The organism is Acrocarpospora sp. B8E8 (assembly GCF_039871605.1).
In the GTDB taxonomy this organism is placed as follows: Bacteria; Actinomycetota; Actinomycetes; order Streptosporangiales; family Streptosporangiaceae; genus Acrocarpospora; species Acrocarpospora macrocephala.
This window is the reverse complement of the sequence record NZ_JBDPLV010000121.1, coordinates 1-20824: the sequence shown is the minus strand read 5'-3', so window position 1 is coordinate 20824 and position 20824 is coordinate 1. Positions and strand designations below refer to the sequence as shown.

General features: G+C 68.0%; 17 protein-coding genes and 1 rRNA gene. 13 read left to right on the top strand and 5 right to left on the bottom strand.

What is annotated here, in order from left to right; translation table 11 throughout:
- Positions 1-76 (top strand): 5S ribosomal RNA (gene rrf / locus ABGB08_RS51965); the annotation flags it as partial.
- A 594-nt stretch (positions 77-670) separates the two neighbouring features.
- Here the strand turns inward: rrf and purS are convergent.
- Positions 671-922, bottom strand: coding sequence for a phosphoribosylformylglycinamidine synthase subunit PurS (gene purS, locus ABGB08_RS51960; RefSeq protein ID WP_155361159.1), 252 nt, complete (start codon positions 920-922; stop codon positions 671-673).
- A gap of 270 nt (positions 923-1192) precedes the next feature.
- On the opposite strand from purS, the gene pdhA reads away from it, so the two are divergent.
- The 4 genes from pdhA (at position 1193) to ABGB08_RS51940 (ending at position 5800) form a co-directional block, all read left to right on the top strand.
- Entirely contained in the window at positions 1193-2281 is a 1089-nt protein-coding gene (pdhA, locus tag ABGB08_RS51955) for a pyruvate dehydrogenase (acetyl-transferring) E1 component subunit alpha (RefSeq protein ID WP_347607142.1), read from the top strand.
- The gene (locus tag ABGB08_RS51950) at positions 2278-3252 is read left to right on the top strand and encodes an alpha-ketoacid dehydrogenase subunit beta (protein WP_347607139.1); all 975 of its coding nucleotides are present in this window, start codon (positions 2278-2280) and stop codon (positions 3250-3252) included. Before pdhA ends, ABGB08_RS51950 begins: the two co-directional genes overlap by 4 nt.
- A gap of 12 nt (positions 3253-3264) precedes the next feature.
- On the top strand, positions 3265-4761 hold the full coding sequence (locus ABGB08_RS51945; protein ID WP_347607136.1) for a dihydrolipoamide acetyltransferase family protein: 1497 nt from the start codon (positions 3265-3267) through the stop codon (positions 4759-4761).
- Between the two features lie 265 nt (positions 4762-5026).
- Positions 5027-5800: a hypothetical protein gene (locus ABGB08_RS51940; protein ID WP_347607133.1), complete on the top strand. Its 774-nt coding sequence runs from the start codon at positions 5027-5029 to the stop codon at positions 5798-5800.
- 406 nt (positions 5801-6206) lie between these two features.
- Here ABGB08_RS51940 and ABGB08_RS51935 read toward each other — a convergent pair whose 3' ends face one another.
- Positions 6207-6944: a hypothetical protein gene (locus ABGB08_RS51935; protein ID WP_347607130.1), complete on the bottom strand. Its 738-nt coding sequence runs from the start codon at positions 6942-6944 to the stop codon at positions 6207-6209.
- Positions 6945-7331: 387 nt separating this feature from the next.
- Between ABGB08_RS51935 and ABGB08_RS51930 the strand changes: the two genes are divergently transcribed.
- From ABGB08_RS51930 to ABGB08_RS51920, 3 genes are read left to right on the top strand one after another with little or no spacing between them, the layout of a single operon-like run.
- Positions 7332-9464 carry an adenylate/guanylate cyclase domain-containing protein gene (locus ABGB08_RS51930; protein WP_347607127.1) on the top strand — a complete coding sequence of 711 codons (2133 nt, stop codon included), beginning with the start codon at positions 7332-7334 and terminating at the stop codon, positions 9462-9464.
- 43 nt (positions 9465-9507) lie between these two features.
- A complete protein-coding gene (locus ABGB08_RS51925; protein WP_155361153.1) occupies positions 9508-10173 on the top strand; it encodes a Crp/Fnr family transcriptional regulator in 666 nt (221 codons plus the stop codon).
- 36 nt (positions 10174-10209) lie between these two features.
- Complete coding sequence (locus ABGB08_RS51920) at positions 10210-11700, top strand: MFS transporter (RefSeq protein WP_347607124.1); 1491 nt, start codon at positions 10210-10212, stop codon at positions 11698-11700.
- On the opposite strand, the gene ABGB08_RS51915 is transcribed toward ABGB08_RS51920, so the two are convergent.
- Positions 11630-12322, bottom strand: a complete 693-nt coding sequence (locus ABGB08_RS51915; RefSeq protein ID WP_347607121.1) for a TetR family transcriptional regulator — start codon at positions 12320-12322, stop codon at positions 11630-11632. The genes ABGB08_RS51920 and ABGB08_RS51915 overlap by 71 nt on opposite strands.
- Before the next feature lie 78 nt (positions 12323-12400).
- Here ABGB08_RS51915 and ABGB08_RS51910 point away from each other — a divergent pair, with 78 nt between their 5' ends.
- On the top strand, positions 12401-13798 hold the full coding sequence (locus tag ABGB08_RS51910; protein WP_347607118.1) for an MFS transporter: 1398 nt from the start codon (positions 12401-12403) through the stop codon (positions 13796-13798).
- Positions 13799-13842: 44 nt separating this feature from the next.
- On the opposite strand, the gene ABGB08_RS51905 is transcribed toward ABGB08_RS51910, so the two are convergent.
- A complete protein-coding gene (locus tag ABGB08_RS51905) occupies positions 13843-15945 on the bottom strand; it encodes a PhoX family phosphatase (protein WP_347607115.1) in 2103 nt (700 codons plus the stop codon).
- A gap of 180 nt (positions 15946-16125) precedes the next feature.
- Between ABGB08_RS51905 and ABGB08_RS51900 the strand changes: the two genes are divergently transcribed.
- The gene (locus ABGB08_RS51900; protein ID WP_347607112.1) at positions 16126-16566 is read left to right on the top strand and encodes a sterol carrier family protein; all 441 of its coding nucleotides are present in this window, start codon (positions 16126-16128) and stop codon (positions 16564-16566) included.
- A 2-nt stretch (positions 16567-16568) separates the two neighbouring features.
- Here the strand turns inward: ABGB08_RS51900 and ABGB08_RS51895 are convergent, their stop codons facing one another.
- Positions 16569-16871, bottom strand: a complete 303-nt coding sequence (locus tag ABGB08_RS51895) for a DUF4190 domain-containing protein (RefSeq protein ID WP_155361147.1) — start codon at positions 16869-16871, stop codon at positions 16569-16571.
- A gap of 529 nt (positions 16872-17400) precedes the next feature.
- Here ABGB08_RS51895 and ABGB08_RS51890 point away from each other — a divergent pair.
- From ABGB08_RS51890 to purM, 3 genes are all read left to right on the top strand, one after another.
- Entirely contained in the window at positions 17401-17709 is a 309-nt protein-coding gene (locus ABGB08_RS51890; RefSeq protein ID WP_347607108.1) for a hypothetical protein, read from the top strand.
- Positions 17710-18295: 586 nt separating this feature from the next.
- Positions 18296-19732 carry an amidophosphoribosyltransferase gene (gene purF, locus ABGB08_RS51885; RefSeq protein ID WP_347607105.1) on the top strand — a complete coding sequence of 479 codons (1437 nt, stop codon included), beginning with the start codon at positions 18296-18298 and terminating at the stop codon, positions 19730-19732.
- A complete protein-coding gene (purM, locus tag ABGB08_RS51880) occupies positions 19729-20754 on the top strand; it encodes a phosphoribosylformylglycinamidine cyclo-ligase (protein WP_347607102.1) in 1026 nt (341 codons plus the stop codon). Before purF ends, purM begins: the two co-directional genes overlap by 4 nt.
- Positions 20755-20824 lie beyond the last annotated feature (70 nt).

The window sequence follows — 20824 nt, the reverse complement described above, 5'->3', positions numbered from 1 at the left end:
GAACCCGGAAGTTAAGCCCTCCAGCGCCGATGGTACTGCACCGGGGACGGTGTGGGAGAGTAGGACGCCGCCGGACAATCTTTAACGTTAGCCCCAGCCAGTACGGCTGGGGCTTTCGTGTTTTCTGGGGTGTTTCCGGGGTTGGCGTGCCGGGTTAGTCGCCGTTATCCGGTGCCGTTTGCGTGGGTGCTCCTTCTCGCCGTCCCGGCGCCAAAACCGTACCGGCACCAAAGGGGCGCGTTTTGGTGGGCGTCGAGCGCTATGCAGTTGCCAGCTAGGTCCAGCGCCAGGTAGGTCCAGTGCAGGTCGGGCGCTGGTGCAGTGTGAGTGCTGGTGCTGGGGAGTTCGAGGGCTGGGGAGTTCGAGGGCTGGGGCAGGTTGTCTATTTGCGGTCTTGCTGTTGGCAGGGGGTTTGCCTTAAGGGCCGTACCGGAGTACGGCGGGGCACCCTGCGGGTGGGCAGGGCGGACACGTAGGCCGACGTAAGACCGTGCCCGAGACCACCGCGCCCGCGATGGCCGCTGACCAGCGGCTCACCAGAGGCCCACTATCACGGTCGGCCGGAGTGTCCGCCCTGCCCACCCGCTACGGACCCCAGCCCTCACACCCCACCCGGTCCCTTACCGCAGAACCCAGCATCCGAGCGTCTCAACGGCATGAGAAGCAACGCTCAAGCGTCTTCCTCCACACGTACCTGGAAGTCTTCGATGACCGTGTTTGCCAGGAGGGTTTCGGCAATTTTTCGGGCCTCGGTGAGTGTGGCTTCTGTCGCAGGGCCGGGGAGTTCGAGTTCGAAGCGTTTGCCCTGGCGGACGTCGGTGATGGTGGTGAAGCCCAGGCGGGGGAGGGCGCGGGCGATGGCCTGGCCCTGAGGGTCGAGGATCTCGGGCTTGAGCATGACGTCGACGATCACGCGCGCCACTGTCGGTTCCTCCTGGTAGAAGTGCTGGATGCGGGCTCAGCCTAGCGGTCCACGGCAGCGTAAGTTATCCACAGCCTGTGGATTGTGTGGGAGGTCGGCCACCGGGAACGGGGAGAATGTGAAGGGGCCTTGTGCATGGGGGTGTGACCTCTGTAACCATGTCCGCATACGTGGACGTTCCCCCACCAAACGGAACAGAAGCGTCTGGAATCGGCCGAATCACGGTGGCGACCCCAACCGTGATAGGCCCCGACCGCGCAGGAGTGGCACATGACTGCCTCCACTACCGGCCTAACGGCACCCCCCGAGCTCGTCCAGCTTCTCACCCCCGAGGGAGAACGGATCGAGCACCCCGACTACAAGATCGACCTTACCGCGGAAGAGGTCAAAGCCCTCTACCGTGACCTGGTCCTGGTCCGCAGGATCGACCTGGAGGCCGTCGCCCTCCAGCGCCAGGGCGAGCTCGGCCTGTGGGCCTCACTGCTCGGCCAGGAGGCCGCGCAGGTGGGCTCGGGCCACGCGCTGACCGACGTCGACATGGCCTTCCCGACCTACCGCGAGCACGGCGTGGCCTGGTGCCGCGGCGTCGACCCGATCAATCTGCTCGGCCTGTTCCGCGGAGTCAACCACGGCGGCTGGGATCCGTACGAGCACAATTTTCACCTCTACTCGATCGTCATCGGCACCCAGACGCTGCACGCGGTGGGTTACGCGATGGGCATCCAGCGGGACGGCGCCGAGGCCGCCACGATCGTCTACTTCGGCGACGGCGCGACCTCGCAGGGCGACGTGAACGAGGCGTTCATCTGGGCGTCGGTGTTCAACGCGCCGGTGGTGTTCTTCTGCCAGAACAACCAGTGGGCGATCTCCGAGCCACTGGAGAAGCAGTCCAGGATCCCGCTGTACAAGCGCGCTTCCGGGTTCGGCTTCCCGGGCGTCCGAGTGGACGGCAACGACGTGTTCGCCTGTCTCGCCGTCACACGCAAGGCGCTCGCCGACGCCCGCGCCGGGCAGGGGCCGACGATGGTGGAGGCGTTCACCTACCGGATGGGCGCGCACACCACCTCCGACGACCCGACCCGCTACCGGGTGGCCGACGAGCTGGAGGCGTGGAAGCTGAAAGATCCGATAGAACGGGTCAAGGCGTATCTGTTCCGCGGCGAACTCGCCGACCAGGAGTTCTTCGACAAGGTCGAGGCGGAGGCCGACGCGCTCGGCAAGGAGCTGCGCCGCTCCTGCCTGGCGCTGCCCGACCCCGCCCCCGAGGCCCTTTTCGACCATGTGTACGCCGAGCCCCACGCCCTCATGGCGGACGAGCGCGAGCAGTACCTGAGCTACCTGGCGGGGTTCGAACGATGACCGTACTCACCCTGGCCAAAGCCCTCAACGAGGGCCTGCGCGCCGCCATGGACGCCGATCCCAAGGTTCTCATCATGGGCGAGGACGTGGGCAAACTCGGTGGCGTGTTCCGCGTCACCGACGGCCTGCAGAAGGACTTCGGCGAAGATCGCGTGATCGACACGCCGCTGGCCGAATCGGGGATCATCGGGACCGCGATCGGGCTGGCCATCCGCGGCTACCGGCCGGTCTGCGAGATCCAGTTCGACGGGTTCGTGTTCCCGGCGGCCGACCAGATCATCACCCAGCTGGCGAAGATGCCGCTACGGTCGCTGGGCAAGCTCAAGCTTCCGGTCGTGGTGCGCATTCCGTGCGGCGGCGGGATCGGGGCGGTCGAGCACCACAGCGAGTCGCCGGAGGCGTATTTCACGCATACGGCGGGGTTGCGGGTGGTCGCGTGCTCCAACCCGGTCGACGCGTACACGATGATTCAGGACGCGGTGCGCTCCGACGATCCGATCGTGTTCTTCGAGCCGAAGCGGCGTTACTGGGACAAGGCCGACGTGGAGCTCGGCGCTCCCGGGCTGCCGCTGGGCAAGGCCAAGGTGGTGCGAACCGGGAACGACGTGACCCTCCTGGCGTACGGGCCGATGGTGAAGACGTGCCTGGAGTCGGCGGCCGCGGCCGAGGAGGACGGGCGGTCGGTCGAGGTGATCGATCTGCGGTCGCTCAGCCCGCTGGACATGGGGGTGATCACAGAGTCGGTGAACCGAACCGGGCGGTGTGTGGTCGTGCACGAGGCGCCGGTGTTCACCGGGCTCGGCGGGGAGCTGGCGGCGCGGATCAGCGAGGCGTGCTTCTTCCGGCTGGAGTCGCCGGTGCTGCGGGTGGGCGGGTTCTCGACGCCGTATCCGCCGTCCCGGCTGGAGGATCATTACCTGCCGGATCTGGATCGGGTGCTGGACGCCGTCGACCGTGTCCTGGCGTACTGAGGGGGGTGTGCGATGCGACGTGAGTTCAAGCTTCCGGATGTCGGCGAAGGCCTGACCGAAGCGGAGATCGTCAAATGGCACGTCTCGCCGGGTGATCCGGTCCGGGTAAACCAGACCATCGTGGAGATCGAGACCGCGAAGGCCGTGGTGGAGCTGCCCTGCCCGTTCGAGGGCACGGTGGCGGCGCTGCTGGTGCCTGAGGGCGAGACGGCCGATGTGGGGTCGCCGATCATCGCGGTGGACACGGTGCCGGACGAGGACGCGCCCCCACCGGCCCAGTCCCCCGCGCTGACCGAGGACATGGTGCCCCAGGTGCCCGAACCGGCGCGGGAGGAACGCCAGCCCGTTTTGGTTGGGTACGGCGTGAAGCTGGGCGCCACCAAACGACGCCCCCGCAAGTCTCCCCCAGCACCGGGAACCTCTGGCGGGAGTGCCGGATCGACCGGCGGGGGAAATGCGGCCAGCGTGGGCAATGTGGCCGGCGTCGGAAGCGCGGGCGGTGTCGGAAGTGCGGCTGGCGTCGGAAATGTGACGGTGCTGGCGAAGCCGCCGGTGCGCAAGCTGGCCAAGGATCTTGGCGTGGATCTGTCGGGCATCGCCGGAACCGGACCACGCGGGTCGATCACCCGGGAGGACGTGCAGGCGGCGGTTTCGCGACCGGCGATGCCCGGGACCGTGGTGGAACCCGCCACGGAGAGGTCCAATGGGGTCCAACTGGAAGCTCCCGGCACCGGGGTCACCGGGGTCACCGGGGTCACCGGGGTCACCGGGCAAGTTCTAGCGCCCGGACATGTCGGAGCTGCCGCAAATGTCGCCCGGGAGGAACGTATTCCTGTCCGGGGTGTGCGGAAGGCGACGGCGGCGGCGATGGTCGCCAGCGCGTTCACCGCGCCGCATGTGACCGAGTTCCTCCAGATCGATGTCACCGAGACCATGAATGCCGTGCAGCGGCTGCGCGCGTTGCCCGATTTTGAGGGAGTCAAGGTTTCGCCACTGCTGCTGGTGGCGAAAGCGCTGCTCACGGCGGTGCGGCGGTATCCGATGGCCAACGCCACCTGGGCCGACGACGCGATCGTGGTGAGACGCTACGTGAACCTGGGCATCGCGGCCGCGACCGAGCGCGGCCTGATCGTGCCCAACGTCAAGGACGCCGACGCGATGTCCCTGCCAGGGCTGGCCAGGGCGCTGTCCGAGCTGACCGATCGGGCCCGGGCAGGCAAATGCGGCCCAGCCGAGCTGGCCGGTGGCACGATCACGATCACGAATGTGGGCGTCTTCGGTGTCGACGCCGGAACCCCGATCCTCAACCCCGGCGAGGCCGCGATCCTGGCGTTCGGCCAGATTCGCGACATGCCCTGGGTGGTAGACGGGCAACTGGCCGTCCGCAAGGTCACCACGCTGGCACTCTCGTTCGACCATCGAATCATCGACGGCGAACTGGGTTCGTACGTGCTCCGGGACGTCGGCGCAATGCTGACGGATCCACTACGAATACTCGCCTGGAACTGACCCGCAAACCGAGCCGATCCCACAAGGCCAAGCCGAATCCGCGATGCCGGCTGGTCTTGTTAGTCCCGCAACCACGATGCAAGATCGCGACCAGTAATCCCCAAGAGGACATTCCTACTCTGAACGCAGGTTCCCGTCGAAGGCGTGCCGCGTCTTCGGAACTCCGGGAGCCTCGCTGAACAGTCGCGCGGCGAGACCGGCGCCGGGCCCCCTCGGAAAGGGCCTCGCCGCGCGACCAGTGCCTGGATGGCGCTTGGAGGATCCCGTGACCGCGGAACGCGTGGAGCACATCAGCCCGGTCCGCTGGCCCGGGGACAACGACACCGGACATATCGGTCCGGATAACTGCCTGGTACGCGTCGACGACGTGCACTTATCCCTGGCCGAAGCAGTGACCGTGGTCCGCCACCTCTCCCAGCGAGATCGCGGGCTACGAGACGAGATCGTCGGACACTGCCTGATCAAGGCAGAAACCCGGAACGACCCCGAGCCGTTGACCGAGGACGAACTCCGGTTCGCGGCCGAGGAGTTCCGCCTGGGCATCGGCCTGCGCGACCCCGCCTCGACCCTCGCCTGGGTGGCCGAGATGGGCATGACCGGCGGCCAGTTCGAGGAGTTCATCGCGAGCATCGCCCGCCGCACCCGCTTCCGCCGCCGCAAATCCGCCGAACTCGCCCCCGCCTACCTGGACGCCCACCGCCCCGACTTCGACCAGGTCCGCGCCCTCTGGGTCACCAGCTCCCACCCCATCCACGGCGAACTCCTCCGCGGCCTCGGCGGCCTCCTCGGCTGCGCCGAAGCCTCCGTCACCCTCGGCCAACGCCACGCCCACACCCTCCCCGCCCCACTCCGCCACGCTCCCCGCGACACCTTGATCGGCCCAGTACGGCACAACAACACCTACCTCACCGGCCTGATCCTGGAACGCCACCCCGCCACCCCCGACCAACCCACCCTGGCCGCCGCCGGCACAGCCGCCTTCACCCACTGGCTAACCGAACGCCGCAACCAGGCCTCCATCGAGTGGCACTGGCTCTAACCCGCGATTCGCCGGGCTAATCGCCGTATTCCGGCGCCGATCACGTCCGCACCAGCTCTCGCCGTCCCGGCGCCGAGAGGGACCGGCGGCGGCCAACCGGCACCAAGACAACTCAGAGCGCTCAATCATCACTTGCCGATCTCCTCCCGCGGCACCGGCACCGAAGAGGCCGCGAGGCCACCCGGGCTATGGCGTGATCGGGATAGCCTCGGCCGATCACCGGTGCGGTGGCAACGCCCGAGGCCGTGTTCGATCGGCTTCGCCCCCATCCAGATGGTTGGACGAGAATGCGAAAGCCCTTCCGGCGCCGATCCGGAAGGGCTTTCGGGTGCATGTGGTTGTCAGCGGGTCGGTGGAGCTTGCACGGACTCCGCCGGTGACGGCATCGAACCTGTCCAGCGTGCGGTCAGACGCAGACGACGTACATCTTGACCTTGGTCGTGTTGTCGTCGATCCAGAGCTTCACGTACCAACCGGTGGGGGTACCGCTGGAGCTCGACGGGCGGTCGGCCAAGGTGAGCTTGACGTTGGAGGCGCCGCTGATGATCTCGTAGCCGCCGCTGACGAGCTTCTTGCCGTTATCACAGTTCAGGGTGGCGGAGTTGTTGTGCTCGCTGAAGGTGATATCGGCGGACGACTTCACGGCCGGGCTGACCGAACCGCCGGTGCCGGGGTCGCCCTTGTCGCCCTTGTCGCCCTTCAAGCCCTGTAGGCCTTGCAGGCCCTTGTCGCCCTTCTCGCCATCCGCGCCCTTCGGGCCGGTGGGACCGACCGGGCCGGCGGGGCCGTTGTTTCCGTTCTCACCCTTGTCACCCTTCGGGCCTTGGGGGCCGGTTTCGCCCTTCAGGCCTTGCGGGCCTTGGGGACCCTGCGCGCCGGTGTCGCCCTTCGGGGCCTGGGGACCGGTGTTTCCGGTCTGGCCCTTCGGGCCCTGCGGGCCGGTCTGGCCGCGAAGGCCCTGGGGACCCTGGGCGCCGGTCATGCCCTGGAGGCCCATGGGGCCCTGTTCGCCCTGGCCGCCCCAGCTGATCTTGGTCTCCGTGACGCGGCACTTGGTGGTCGCATTCACGATGCGTGCGTAGCGCGTCTTCTTGTTGACACACGCGTAGATGACGGTGTCAGCAGCCGACGATGCGGTCGCCATGCCCCCCACGGCAAAATGGATCCAGCAAGTGCGCCAACGGTCAAGATCCCGATCGTGCGCCCGCCCGGCAACCTGATAGCCACTGAGCTTCCTTCCGTTTAATCTGTGCCCTCTGGTACAGAAGGTGAACTGAGTGATAGACGTTTCAACAATCCAGGCGGATCACGTGATAAACATCACGGCTCCGTATCGGTGAACCGGTAATAGTCCGTAGTAGCCGCAAGCGACGTTGGCGATGCTGGTTCGCGCCGGGATAATCGGCACCGTTCGGGAGGATTACCTCGCCCAATCTGGCGCGGTAGACACGCACGTCCAGGGAGCGAACCAGGGCTGAGCGGCTGAGCCGCGGGGCGATGGGTGCGTTGACTGGCTCATACGGAGGCAGCTGTGCCGTCGAGCGACCCCACCACGACAGACCTGAGCAGGCCCCACGAGGGCGCGCGCGAACCGTTCCTGCCGCCCGCCACCCAGCCGGTGCGCGGTGTCGTCTGGCTGATCCACATGACGCTGCCCATGCTCGGCCTCTGGCTGCTGCTGGCCCACCCGGTCGACCAGGACCCGACGACCGTCGACCTGGACCACAAGTGGCAGCACAATCCCAGCCACTTCTGGCTGATCCTGGCCGTCGCGGGGGTGAACCTGGTGCTCGGCGCGCTGATCAGCCAGGCGGCGACCCGGCGCAAGGACGCCCGGTTGTTCCTGGTCTCGCTGGTGTTCCTGAGCAGCGCCGGATTCTTCCTGCTGCACGGCCTGGCCACCCCGAAGATCTTCCTGGACGGCGGCACGGTCGGTTTCGACCTGGCCCAGCCGGTCGGCCTCACCATCGCCTCGATCTTCGCGTTCCTGGCGGGACTCCCGCTCGGGGAACGCCAGGCCGCGGCCGTGCTCCGCGTCCAGCTCCCGCTGCGCGTGCTGCTCGCGACCATCATGATCGCCTGGGGTTTCGCCTCGCTGGTCCCCGGGCTCACGCCGCTGAGCGACCCGCTCCCCGCCGACGGCCTGAGCCTCGGCCCGTACGCGCTGATCAGCATCGTGCTCTACGCCGCCGCGGCGGCCATGATGTTCAGCTTGCACCGCAAACGCCCGGCGGCCGTGCTGATCAGCCTGATCACCTCGTTCGCGCTGCTGGCCGAGGCGATGATCGCGGGCATGTCGCACCACAACTGGCACCTGTCCTGGTGGCTCTGGCACGTGCTGCTGACGTTCGCGTTCGCGTTCGTGGCCTACAGCGCGTACATCCAGTTCCGGCGGGAAGGCTCCGGCGCCGGCCTGTTCGACGCCGTCGCGCTGTCGGCGACCGTACGGCGCATCCAGGCCCAGTACGAGGAGGCTCTCGAAGAGCTGGTCGGCCACCTGCGGCGCAGGACCGAGTCGGGAGTGCCGGTGGCCACCCGGCTGGCGGGGCGGTTCCGGCTCACCGAGGGGCAGGCGGCGGTGCTGGACCGGGCCGGGAAGGCGCTGGCGGACGAGCGCGAGCTGTCGGACCGGCTGGCCGCGCTGGTGCACGTCGGCGGCCGGGCCCGGGTCGGGCTGGCCGAGACGCAACTGCTGACCGACGCCCTCGATCGGGTACGGCAGGCCTACGGCGACGTCCGCCTCAGCCTGATGCAGAACGGCGTGCTGGTGCCGTACCCGGCGGTTAACGGAACGCGGGGGGAGGCGCCGGTGGCGGCGCTCGCGGCGGGGCGGCCGGTGCCGGTGACCGGGGCGGTGGTGCATCCGCTCACGGTGAAGGGGCGGCTGGCGGGGGCGCTGACGGTTCCGGTGGGGACGACCTCGCAGGATGAGGCGCTGGCGGCGACGCTGGCCAGCCAGCTGTCGATCGCGCTGGAGAACGCCCGGCTGTATGCGGAGCTGGACACGCTGTTCCGGGCGTACATGTCGCCGGATGTGGCGCAGAGCCTGCTCGCGGATCCGAACCGGGCCGCGCTCGGCGGGTCGCTGGTGGAGGTGACCGCGCTGTTCGCGGACCTGCGCGGGTTCACCACGTTCTCGGAGCGGGTCTCGCCGGGGGAGATCGTGGCGATGCTCAACCGGTTCCACACGGCGGCGGTGCCGTGCATTCTGGGCAACGGCGGCACGATCGTGCAGTTCGTCGGAGACGCGCTGCTGGCCCTGTTCAACGCGCCCGCGGAGCAGCCGGACCACGCGGAACGCGCGGCGCAGGCGGCCCTGGACATGCAGCGCGCGGCGGCCCGGGTGAACGCCGAGGTGCTGCGCGAGCAGAACGCCGGGCTGGTTTCGGACGTCGAATGGCCGCAGTTCCGGGTGGGGGTGAACACCGGCCCCGCGCTGGTCGGCAATATCGGCAGCCCCGAGTTCCGCGGCTTCAACGCGATGGGCGACGCGGTCAACGTGGCGGCCCGGCTGCAGGCGCTGGCCGAGCCGGGCACGGTGGTGATCGGCCAGTCCACCCGCGACCTGCTGGCCTCCCCCGCGGACGTGCGCTCGCTCGGCCATCTGAGCCTGAAAGGCAAGGATCAGACGGTGCACGCGTACGTACTGATGGCACTTGGGTAAAAGTCCCTTTACGGGCACCCCCCGGGGGCCCAAGACTGACCGCATGAACACTCCGGAACCGGGCGAGTTTCTCGCCCTGCTCACCGCAGAGGAGATCGCGGACTTTCGTACGGCCGGGAGACCCCGCCGGTGGGATCGTGGCTCGACGGTGATGAGCGAGGGCGACAAGTCCGACTGGGTGCTGGTGCTGACCTCGGGGCGGGTGAAGGTGTCCTCGCACACGGCCGTGGGCACCGAGGTGGTGCTGGCCGTGCGCGGGCCTGGCGCGCTGCTCGGCGACATGTCGGCGGTGGACGGCGGCCCGAGGTCGGGCACGGTGACCGCGCTGGAGCCGATCGAGGGCATCGTGGTCCGCGATTTCGCCGGATTCCTGCATGAACACGGCAGGATCGCGGTGCTGCTGCTGCAACTGATCACCGGCAGGTTGCGGGACGCCGACCGCAAACGCATCGAGTACGGCGCGTTCGACACCACCGGACGGGTTGCCACCCGCCTGGTCGAACTGGCCGAACGGTACGGCGAGGCCACCAACGAGGGCGTCCGGGTCATGTTGCCGCTCTCCCAGGACGAACTGGCCGGCTGGACCGGCGCGTCGCGGGAGGCGGTCAGCAAGGCGCTGCGCAGCCTGCGCGACCGGGGCCTGATCGAGACCGGCCGCCGCCGCGTGATCATCTACGACCTGGAGGGCCTGCGGAAGCGCGCCCGGTGAGCCCCGCCTCCGGGCGGTGATTCACAATGGTATTTCGTGGTTGCCGTCCCCCTGGAACCAGGTTCTCCCGAATACGCAAGAGCACTCAGATACGCGTGGAAGGTCTGCTCGGTCACCAGCCTCGGCCTGGTGCTGATCGGGATCAGCGGGAGCACGCTCAATGTGGCGCTGCCGTCGGTGGTGCGGCACTTCCAGGCGAGCCCGTTCGCGGCTAGCTGGGTCCTGCTGGCCTTCCTGCTGGTGAACACGGCGACGCTGGTGCTGTTCGGGCGGGTCGCGGATCTGCTCGGGCGGCGCGAGGTCTATCTCGTAGGGTTCGCGCTGTTCACGGTGGCCTCGCTGCTGGCGGGGCTGGCTCCGGACGTCTGGGTGCTGATCGGGCTGCGGGCGATCCAGGGGCTGGGCGCGGCGATGATCCTGGCGAACGGGACGGTGATCATCGCCGATGCGTTTCCGGCTGATCGCCTCAGCCAGGGCATGGGTGTATATATCGGGACATTGTCGGTGGCGCAGCTGGCCGGGCCCACGCTGGGCGGCCTGATCGCGGACATCCTGGGCTGGCAGTGGATCTTCTGGGTCAACGTGCCGGCGGGGCTGATCGCGCTGTTCTGGGGCATGTTCACGCTCAGGGAGACGACCCCCCGCGAACACAAGCCCGTAGACGTAACCGGAAATATCATCATTTTCGCGGCTTTATCGGCGGCGTTGGTGGCGCTCACGGAGGCGGGGTCGCGCGGGCTCGGGAGTCCGGTCGTGATCGTGGGCGGGGCGATCTTCCTGGTGCTGGTGCCCGTCCTGGTCATGGTCGAGCGGCGGGCGACATATCCGCTCTTAGATGGCACGTTATTCCGTGCCCGGATGCTCGCCCTGACCAATGTGGCCTCGTTCTGCAACGCGCTGGCCAGGGCGTCGCTGATCCTGCTGGCCGGGCTCTACTTCCAGGCCGCGCGCGGGGTGGACGCGCTGGCCGCCGGGGTCGGCCTGCTGCCGGTGCCGATCGGGATGGCGCTGGCCTCGCCGATCGCGGGGACGCTGGGGCGGCGGATCAGTCCGTACCTGATCGCGGTGGGCGGGGCGAGCCTGAGCGCGGGCGGGCTGCTGATTCTGGTGTTCAGCACCGCGTCGCCGTACTGGGTGATCGGGGTTGGGCTCTTTCTGGCGGGATGTGGCAGCGGGACGTTCCTGACCGGAAACACCACGCAGGTGATGGCCGCGCTGCCGGCCGGAAGCCTGGGGGTGGTGAACGGATTCCGGCTCATGATCATGAATATCGGGATCGTGCTCAGCGTCGGGTCCACGCTGAGCCTGCTGACCGGGTCGGTCTCGCCGGAGCTGCGGGCTCAGGTCTACCAGGGCACGCTGGCGCGCCTGTCGCCGGTCGCGGTGGAGCAGCTGATGGGCGGGTTCCGGGTCACCTACGCGGCGCTGTTCTGCGTGAGCCTGCTGGGGGCGATCTTCACTGCGCTGGCCTACCCCAGCCGGCACACGGGCGAGGCCGGGCCGCCTGCGCCTCCACCCCAGCCATGAGCAGGTCGATGCCGAACGCGTAGTAACGCTCGACATCCGGCTCCGTCGCGAAGGTCTTCGCGAACTCCACCACCCGCGGGAACCGGTCGGCGGGCAGCGACTCCAGGTGCAGGCGCTTCTGCCGCCGCCACTCGATCGCCTCCTCCGGGGTGAAGGCACTCGGGCAGCCGGGCTCCCCGTCGACCAGGGCGATCACACCGTGCATCAGGAGCGAGGAGATCAGGAAGCCCTCGTCGAGCGCGAAGCCCGCCTGGGCGAGCAGGTCGAGCGCGGTGTTGGTGGCGATCGTGAAGCTCTCCACACCCTGGTTCTTGAGCGACGGGAGCAGCCCGATCAGCGCCGGGTGCCGCCGGATCACCCCAGTCAGCGCCTCGACCATCGCGCGCAGCCGGACATTCCACGGCGAGTCCGGCTCGAACTCGGGGGTGACCTCGCGGAGCAGGTGATCGCTCATGCCCTCCAGCAGCTGGTCCTTGTTCTTGAAATGCCAGTAGAGCGCCATCGGCGTGACGCCGAGCACCTGGGCCAGCCGCCGGATGGTGACGGCCTCCAGGCCTTCGGCGTCGGCGAGCTTGATGGCCTGCTCGACGACGGTCTCCCGGCTCAACTTCTCTGGTGCCACTTGACAACTATACGACGTACACGTTCTCCTATGCACTGTACATGTACGCCGTATATGTACGCCGTATAAGGAGGCGAGATGAACAGATGGTTGGCGCTCACAGCCGTGGCGCTTGCGACCTTTATGACCTATTTGGATAACAATGTGGTGAATGTCGCACTCCCCACTATCCAACGGGAGCTCGGGCTGAGCATCTCCGGGCTTGAGTGGATCGTCAGCGCGTACATCCTGGTCTTCGCCGGGCTGCTGCTCGTCGGCGGGCGGCTGGCGGACGTGTTCGGCCTGCGGGCGGTCTTCTTCGCCGGGCTCGGGATCTTCACCGTGGCGTCGGTGGCCGCCGGGCTCGCGAACGGCCAGGAGATCCTGATCGGGGCGCGCGCCTTGCAGGGCATCGGCGCGGCCCTGGTCACCCCCGCGTCGCTGGCGCTGCTGCCCAGGCTCTTCCCCGACCCGCGCGAGCGCGCCACCGCCGTCGGCATCTGGAGCGCCGTCGGCGCCCTCGCCCTGGCGATCGGCCCGCTCACCGGCGGCCTGCTCAGCGAGAACGTGGACTGGGGCTGGATCTTCCTGATCAACGTCCCGATCGGCCTGGTCACCGCCGTCCTGGCCGCCGTGCACATCCGGATCGAGCCCACGGCTCGCGCCACCGCGACCCGCCTTGACCTGCCCGGCCTGGCCGCCTCCACGCTGGCGCTGTTCGCGCTGACCTTCGGCCTCATCGAGGGCGAGTCCCAGGGCTGGTCATCGGCCCCGATCCTCGGCGCGTTCGCGCTGGCGGTGCTCGCCTTCGCGGCCTTCCTGGTGATCGAGTCGCGCTCCCGCCAGCCGATGATCGACCTATCGCTGTTCCGGGAACGGGTCTTCAGCGGCGGCCTGCTGTCGATGGGCCTGTGGGCGTTCGGCGTCTTCGGGATCTACTTCTTCACCGCGATCTACCTGCAGAGCGCGCTGGGCTTCACCCCCACCCAGGCGGGCGCCGGGTTCGTCCCGATGGCGCTGCTAATGGCCGTGCTGGCCACCATGTCACCGCGGATCGCCGAACGTTTCGGCACGGCCCGGGTGGTCGCGTCCGGCTTGGCCCTGATGGCGGTCGCCATCGGCGCGATCTCCAACGTCGGGGCCGGTTCCGACTACCTCGACCTGCTGCCCTGGTTCCTGCTGTACGGCGCGGGCGCGGGCCTGCTCGTCCCGCTCACCAACGTGATCCTGGGCACCATGCCGGCCGGGCGGGCGGGGGTCGCCTCGGGCGTGCTGAACGTCTCCCGCGAGGTCTTCGGCCTGCTCGGCATCACCATCCTGGGCGCCATCCTGAACGCGCGCCAGACCGCGCCAACCATGGCCGCCTTCCTGGACGCCTACCAGTTCACCCTGCTCATCGCCGCGGCCATCGTGCTCGTCGGCGTCCCCGTCAGCCTGTACGCCCTGCGCCAGACCCGCACAGAAACCCCCGAACGTGTCCTCGAACCCGTGGGATGAGAAAACGCGATGCCCCCGGGTTCGTCCGGGGGCATCGCGTTTTTTCAGGAACCGATCTTCTTGCCCTGCTTGTGCCAGGCCACCGCGACCGACGGCCGCGGCTGGTCGCCATCCGGCCAGCGGCTGGTCGGGGCGTCCGGGGTGGCGCCGGTGGTCTCACCGGGGTGCTGCACCGCCACGAAGACGCTGCGCTGGTCCGCGGTGATGAACGGGCCGCAGGTCTCGGCGGCGAACGGGACGGTCAGGAACTGCCGCACGAAACCGCGCTCCTTGCCCTGCGTCGGCATCACGAAGAGGCCGTCGTTGGTGCCCAGCGCGTTGCCGTCGGTGGAGATCCACAGGTTGCCGTCGGCGTCGAAGGCCACGTTGTCCGGGCACGAGATCGGCGAGACCTTGTTCTTGTCGAAGCCCGCGAAGTACGTGCTCGGGTCGTTCGGGTCACCGCAGATCAGCGGCAGCGACCAGGCGAACTTGGTGGCCCCGGCGTCGTTGCGGGACTCGACGATCTCCAGGATGTGACCGTGCTTGTTGGACGGCCGGGGGTTGGCCTCGTCCAGCTGGGCGGCGGTCCGGTTGGTGTTGTTGGTGAGGGCCAGGTAGATGGCGCCGTTGACCGGGTTGCGCTCCATGTCCTCCGGGCGGTCCATCTTGGTCGCGCCCACCTTGTCGGCGGCGGTCCGGGTGAAGACCAGCACCTCCTGCGCGGTCATCCCGGGCACGAACGACTTGTTGCCGCTGACCAGCGGGATCCACACGCCGGAGCCGTCGAACGCGCCGTCGGCGGGCAGCTTGCCGGTGCCGTCGATCTCGGCGGCCGGGCTGTCACCGGTGAGCTTGGCGACGTAGAGGGTGCCCTCGTCGAGCAGGTCGCGGTTGTGGCGGTCGAAGCCGGGGATGTACCGGTCCTTCGACACGAACTTGAAGAAGTACTCGAAGCGCGAGTCGTCCCCCATGTACGCCACCAGCTTGCCGTCCTTGGCGATGGTGGTGGTGGCCGCCTCGTGCGCCATCCGGCCGAGCGCGGTGCGCTTGATCGGGGTGCCGTCCGGGTCGAAGGGGTCGATCTCCACGATCCACCCGAAACGGTTGATCTCGTGGGGGTGCTTGGCCAGGTCGAAACGCTCCTCGATCCGGTCGAAGCGCCGGCTGCCGCTGGGGATGGCGGCCGTGGTGCTGATGCCGTACCGGGTGAGGTTGGCCTTCTGGTCCTCCGGGACGCCGTTGCCGCCCACGAAGTACTGGTTCCAGTTCTCCTCGGCGGTCAGGATGGTGCCCCACGGGGTGGTGCCGCCGGCGCAGTTGTTGAGCATGCCCTTGACGACCTTGCCGTGCGGGTCTGCGGCGGTCTTCAGCAGGTCGCTGCCGGCCGCCGGGCCGCTGAAGCGCATGGGGGTCTGGGCGGTGATGCGGCGGTTGTACTTGCGGCGGCCGCTGGTGACCAGGGCCCACTTGCCGCTCTTGCCGACCCGCGCGATCTCCACCAGCGAGCCGCCGTGCGCGGCCAGACCGATCTTGATCTCCTCCTCGGTGGCGGCGGTGCCGTCGGTGTAGCCGCGGAACATGAGGTTCTCGTCGGTGTACTCATGGTTCACCCAGAGCAGCGCGCGGTCCTTGCCCATCGGGAACAGGGTGACGAAGTCACAGTTGTACCCGAACTGCGTCGCCTGGGCGGCGGCGGTCTGGTTGTTGAAGTTGAAGGCGGGCGCGCCCGGCAGCACCGGGTCGCCCCAGCGCACCACGACCGAGTGGTCATAGCCCGTCGGCACGGTCAACGCGTCCAGTTTGTTCGGCGCGACCGGGGTGAACTTCAGGCCGCTCGACCCATGCCCGCCATGTCCGCCATTTCCGCCGTGGCCTCCGATGACTGATTCTTTGTCTCTGACAGGGTCAGCGGCGGCGGGGAGAGCCGCCCCGACACCCACGACGCCGGTCGAGACCACCAGCGCGCCGAGCGCGCCGGCCCGGAGCGCGCCCCGGCGGGAGATCGCCTCCGTGACAATGTCCCCGAAATAGGCGTTGTCGCTGGGGTTCGCCACCTCGTGGGCGCATGCGTTACCACAACGGAAGGCACAAGTGAGCGAGCTACGGCCACCCGCGTGCGGGGCGGACAGCAGCGGCAGGGTTCTACGCGGTGACGGATTCGTCACAGCTCCTCCAAGGGGGTTTGCGCGGGAATGCGGAGCACGCGCACGTCCTGCACATGCTCCCCGCCGGGACGGTACGGCGGTCAGCCGAACCTGAGGTGAACAATGTTTACCCGAATAATGAACGCTCGTCCCACAGACCTCATCAGTCTGACCAGCGTGTGCTGCCGGGAGAATGGGTGAATGGCCGCACGCAGACTCGATCCCGCGAAGATCCATGCCGCGCTGGACGCGCAGTTGGCCGAGTTGGGGGATCCGCCGTTCAGCGGTCCCGCGGCCGGGGTTGGCGCGGCGTGTGTGGCGGTGGTGTTGCGGGTCTATGACCTGGGGGGACAGCCGTTGCGGGAGGCTGCTCGGGCGGCGGTGCGGTATCTGCTGGAGGAGCTGGTGGCCGTCGCTCCGGGGCGTACGGTGGAGGTGCGGGTGCCGCCGTACGCGGCGGTGCAGTGTGTGGAAGGGCCGCGGCATACCCGGGGGACGCCGCCCAATGTGGTGCAGATCGAGGCGCGGACCTGGCTGGAGCTGGCCACCGGGCGGACCGCGTGGGGGGACGCGATCGCGGACGGGCGCGCCACCGCCAGTGGCTCACGTGCTGATCTGTCCGCTTATTTGCCGCTGGGTTGAGGTCAGTTGTCCAGGGTTTCGGTGTTGAGTTTGCGTTCTAGGCAGCGCTGGGCGGATTCCTGGGTTGGGTGCAGGGCGGTGTCGAAACATTCGTCGATGCCCTTGTTGTGGACCCAGCTCCAGAGGGCTGCCGCCAGGATCGCGCCGAGGACCAGGGTAGCGATGCTGAGGACCAGGCCGATGATCGCGCGGGGCTTGTTGGAGCGTTTGGTGATCGCGACGATACCGATGATCACGCCGACGATGGCGGTGAGCATGCCGATGCCGCACACGAACAGCAGGATGATGCTGGCGATGCCGAGCACCAGTGCTGCGGTGCCCAGTCCGCCGCCCTGCTGCGGGGTGGCGGGGTAGGGACCACCTTCCGGCGGGTACGGGCTGCCGCCTCCGGGCGGCGGATAGGCGGGTACGCCCGGATAGGCGCCGGGGGGGCCGTAGCCTCCCGGTGTTCCGCTGTAGGGGCCTTCGCCCGGAGTGCCCGGATGGCCCTGAGCGCCTGGCTGTCCCTGCTCTCCCGGCTGTCCGTGGGCTCCCGGCTGTCCGGGTGTTTCGGGGCCCTGCGCTCGTGGTTGGCCTGGAGTTCCTGGTTGGCTGGGCGTACCTGCTTGACCTGGAGTTCCTGACTGGTCGGGCGCGCCCGACGGGCCTGGAGTTCCTGCTTGGCCGGATGACTGGCCGGGCGTTTCCAGGTTCCAGGTTTCGCTGTTGCTCGGGTGGCTGACCCCCTCCGAAGGTCGATTTATCCCTCGATCATGTGACATGCGGTCACCATAGTGATCCGTCTGGCCCCATCGCCCAAGGGGCCAGGAACCGGCCGGCGGATCGGACGCGACCATGAGCTCGTCTGCGGCGAACACCGTGGTGTCCACGGCGTCCGGCTCCGAGTCATGGGGAGCGAAGGTCGGCTGGATCGCCCCCGGCGGCATCCTGCTGCCCCACGTCACGGGGTTCGGATTCGCGTTCGGCCACGTCTCATTCGGGGGCATCCCGGTGTTCGGAGCCACGTTCGGCCAGAACTCGTCCGGGGATGTCCCGGCATGTGGAGTCTCGTCCGGCGAAGCCGCGATATTTGGCAAGGAAGGCCGGATCGCGGCGTTCGGTGTCGGATTGGGCGGTGGAGCCAGGCTCGGCCGGAGCCGCTGAGCCTGGTTCGGCTGCGGAAACGCCCACTCCTTCGGATCCAGCTGGCTCGGCGGCCCCTGATCCGCGTGAGTATCCTGCGTCCGCTGGAACCCCTGATTCTCCTGCGGATGCGGGTACGGCCAAGGCCACGGCTGGGAATCCGCCGACGGCCAGGGAAGATCGATGTCGGGCTCCTCCCAGGAATTAGGCCTCTTGTCCGGATACGCGTCGCGTGGGTCGGCCCACTCGCCTTGGCTGCGATCCTCAGGTGTCGTCACGATCTTCTCCCCCGGACTGAATTTGGGCATGCCGGAGATCCCAGGCTCCCTCCCTACGGGCGCGACTAACCGGGCCGACACGGCAAAGCCAGTTCAATCCTTTGGCCAGGATTGCGTAATCAACTTGACGCCACCCGCTCCTGACCCACGAAGCGTCTTCGGGCAACCTCCGCACCGTAAGTCGTATGTCCCGGCTTGGCCGCGCCTGTGTCTGGACTGAGGAACGCAGGTCGCGGAGCGGCCGGAGTGACGAGGGAAGACACAGGCTGAAGGCGGCCAAGCCCGCCGCGCCGGAGGCGCGGCCATGTCACTGCAATAGACTCAAGCATGTGCTGAAGGGCGACGGCCATCTGAGCCATGACCTTGACCCGCTGGACCAGGGCCCGAAGGACGCGTGTGGCGTCTTCGGCGTCTGGGCGCCAGGGGAGGATGTTTCCAAACTCACCTACTACGGGTTGTACGCGTTGCAGCACCGCGGCCAGGAGTCCGCGGGCATCGCGGTAAGCGAAGGAACCCGGATCCTCGTCTACAAGGACATGGGTCTGGTCGCGCAGGTGTTCGACGAATCGGTGCTGGGGACCCTCCGTGGTCACCTGGCCATCGGGCACTGCCGCTATTCCACGACCGGATCCAGTGTCTGGGAGAACGCGCAGCCCACGCTGAACTCGACCGAGGTCGGCGGTCTCGCGCTGGCTCACAATGGCAACCTGATCAATACCGGCGAGCTGGCGGTTCGGCTCGCTCCGGGCACGATTCGGGCGACCACCGATACCGAAGTGCTGACCGCGCTGCTCGCACAGGATGGCTCCCGGCCCATCGAGGACGCGGCCGCCGAGGTGTTGCCCCAGGTCAGGGGTGCGTACTCGCTGGTTTTCATGAACGAGACGACCTTGTTCGCGGCGCGTGACCCGCAGGGGGTCAGGCCGCTGGTGCTCGGGCGGCTGGAGCGTGGCTGGGTGGTCGCCTCCGAGACGGCGGCGCTGGACATCGTGGGCGCGGTGTTCACCCGGGAGATCGAACCCGGCGAGCTGATCACCATCGACGAGCGTGGCGTGCGGTCCCGCAGGTTCGCGCTCGCCGAGCCGAAGGGCTGCTTGTTCGAATACGTCTATCTGGCCCGGCCTGATACCTCGATCGCTGGACGTGGTGTGCAGGCTACCCGGGTGGAGGTGGGGCGGCAGTTGGCCCGCGAGCATCCGGTTGACGCTGATCTGGTCATTCCGACCCCCGAGTCGGGTACGCCGGCCGCGATCGGTTACGCGGAGCAGAGCGGCATTCCGTACGGACAGGGGCTGGTCAAGAACTCCTATGTCGGGCGTACCTTTATCCAGCCGTCGCAGACGATCAGGCAGTTGGGCATCCGGTTGAAGCTGAACCCGTTGCGCGAGATCGTGCAGGGTAAGCGGCTGGTGGTGGTGGACGATTCGATCGTGCGTGGCAATACGCAGCGGGCGATCGTGAAAATGTTGCGCGAGGCGGGTGCGACCGAGGTGCATGTGCGGATCTCGTCGCCGCCGGTCTCGTGGCCGTGCTTCTACGGGATCGACTTCGCTACCAGGGCGGAACTGATCGCCGGGTCGTTGACGGTGGAGGAGATCTGCCAGTCGCTGGGGGCGGACTCGTTGGGTTACATCTCGCTGGATGGTCTTACTCGGGCTACCACGATTCCGGCGGGTCGGTTGTGCCGGGCGTGTTTCGATGGCGACTATCCGATCCCGATCGATCAGGATCAGGTGGGGAAGTACGTGCTTGAGGCGAAAGTATGAGTTCCTACGCTGAGGCCGGGGTCGACATCGAGGCCGGTGATCGCGCGGTCGCGTTGATGAAGGCCAAGGTGGCGCGGTCGCGGCGGGCTGAGGTGGTGGATGATGCCAGCGGGTTCGCGGGGTTGTTCGATGCCTCGGCGCTGTTGAGGTTCCGGCGGCCCTTGTTGGCGACCTCTACCGATGGGGTCGGGACCAAGGTGATGTTGGCGCAGCGGCTGGACAAGCACGACACGATCGGGATCGATCTGGTCGGTATGGTCGTGGATGATCTGGTGGTGTGTGGGGCCGAGCCGTTGTTCATGACGGATTACATCGCCTGCGGGAAGGTGGTGCCTGAGCGCATCGCGGAGATTGTGGGGGGTGTGGCGGAGGGGTGCCGGTTGGCCGGGTGTGCGCTGGTCGGTGGTGAGACCGCTGAGCATCCGGGGGCGATGGGGGCTGATGAGTACGATCTGGCCGGTGCCGGAACGGGCGTTGTCGACGCCGACGCGCTGCTTGGCCCCGATCGGGTACGGCCTGGCGATGTGGTTCTCGGGTTGGCTTCCGCCGGGGTGCATTCCAACGGCTACTCCCTTGTCCGCCATATCCTGAAAAATGCGGACTTGAGCCTGGATCAGCATCTGCCTGAGCTCTCCCGAACCCTCGGCGAAGAGCTCCTCGAACCAACGCGAATCTACTCGCTCGACTGTCTGGCCCTGCTCCGTGAGACCCCTGTCCACGCGTTCGCCCACATCACAGGCGGCGGCTTGGCCGCAAACCTGTCCCGCTCCCTCCCTGGTACGGCTGACGCCCGCCTAGACCGCTCGTCCTGGACACAACCTGCAATCTTCACCGCCCTCGCGGAACGCGGCAAAGTCCCCCAGGCGGACATGGACCACACATTCAACCTGGGCGTCGGCATGTGCGCCATCCTCCCCGCCGACAACGCCGACCAAGCAGTAGCCCTACTCAACGCCCGCGGCGTCCCCACGTGGATCCTCGGCGAAATCACCCCCGGCACCGGCAGGGCGCTCTTCAACTAAGAGTGGTTCTCCCACCCACCCTCCCTTTGTTTTCCCCGGGGCTCCGCCCCGGCCCCGCCATCGCCGTGGT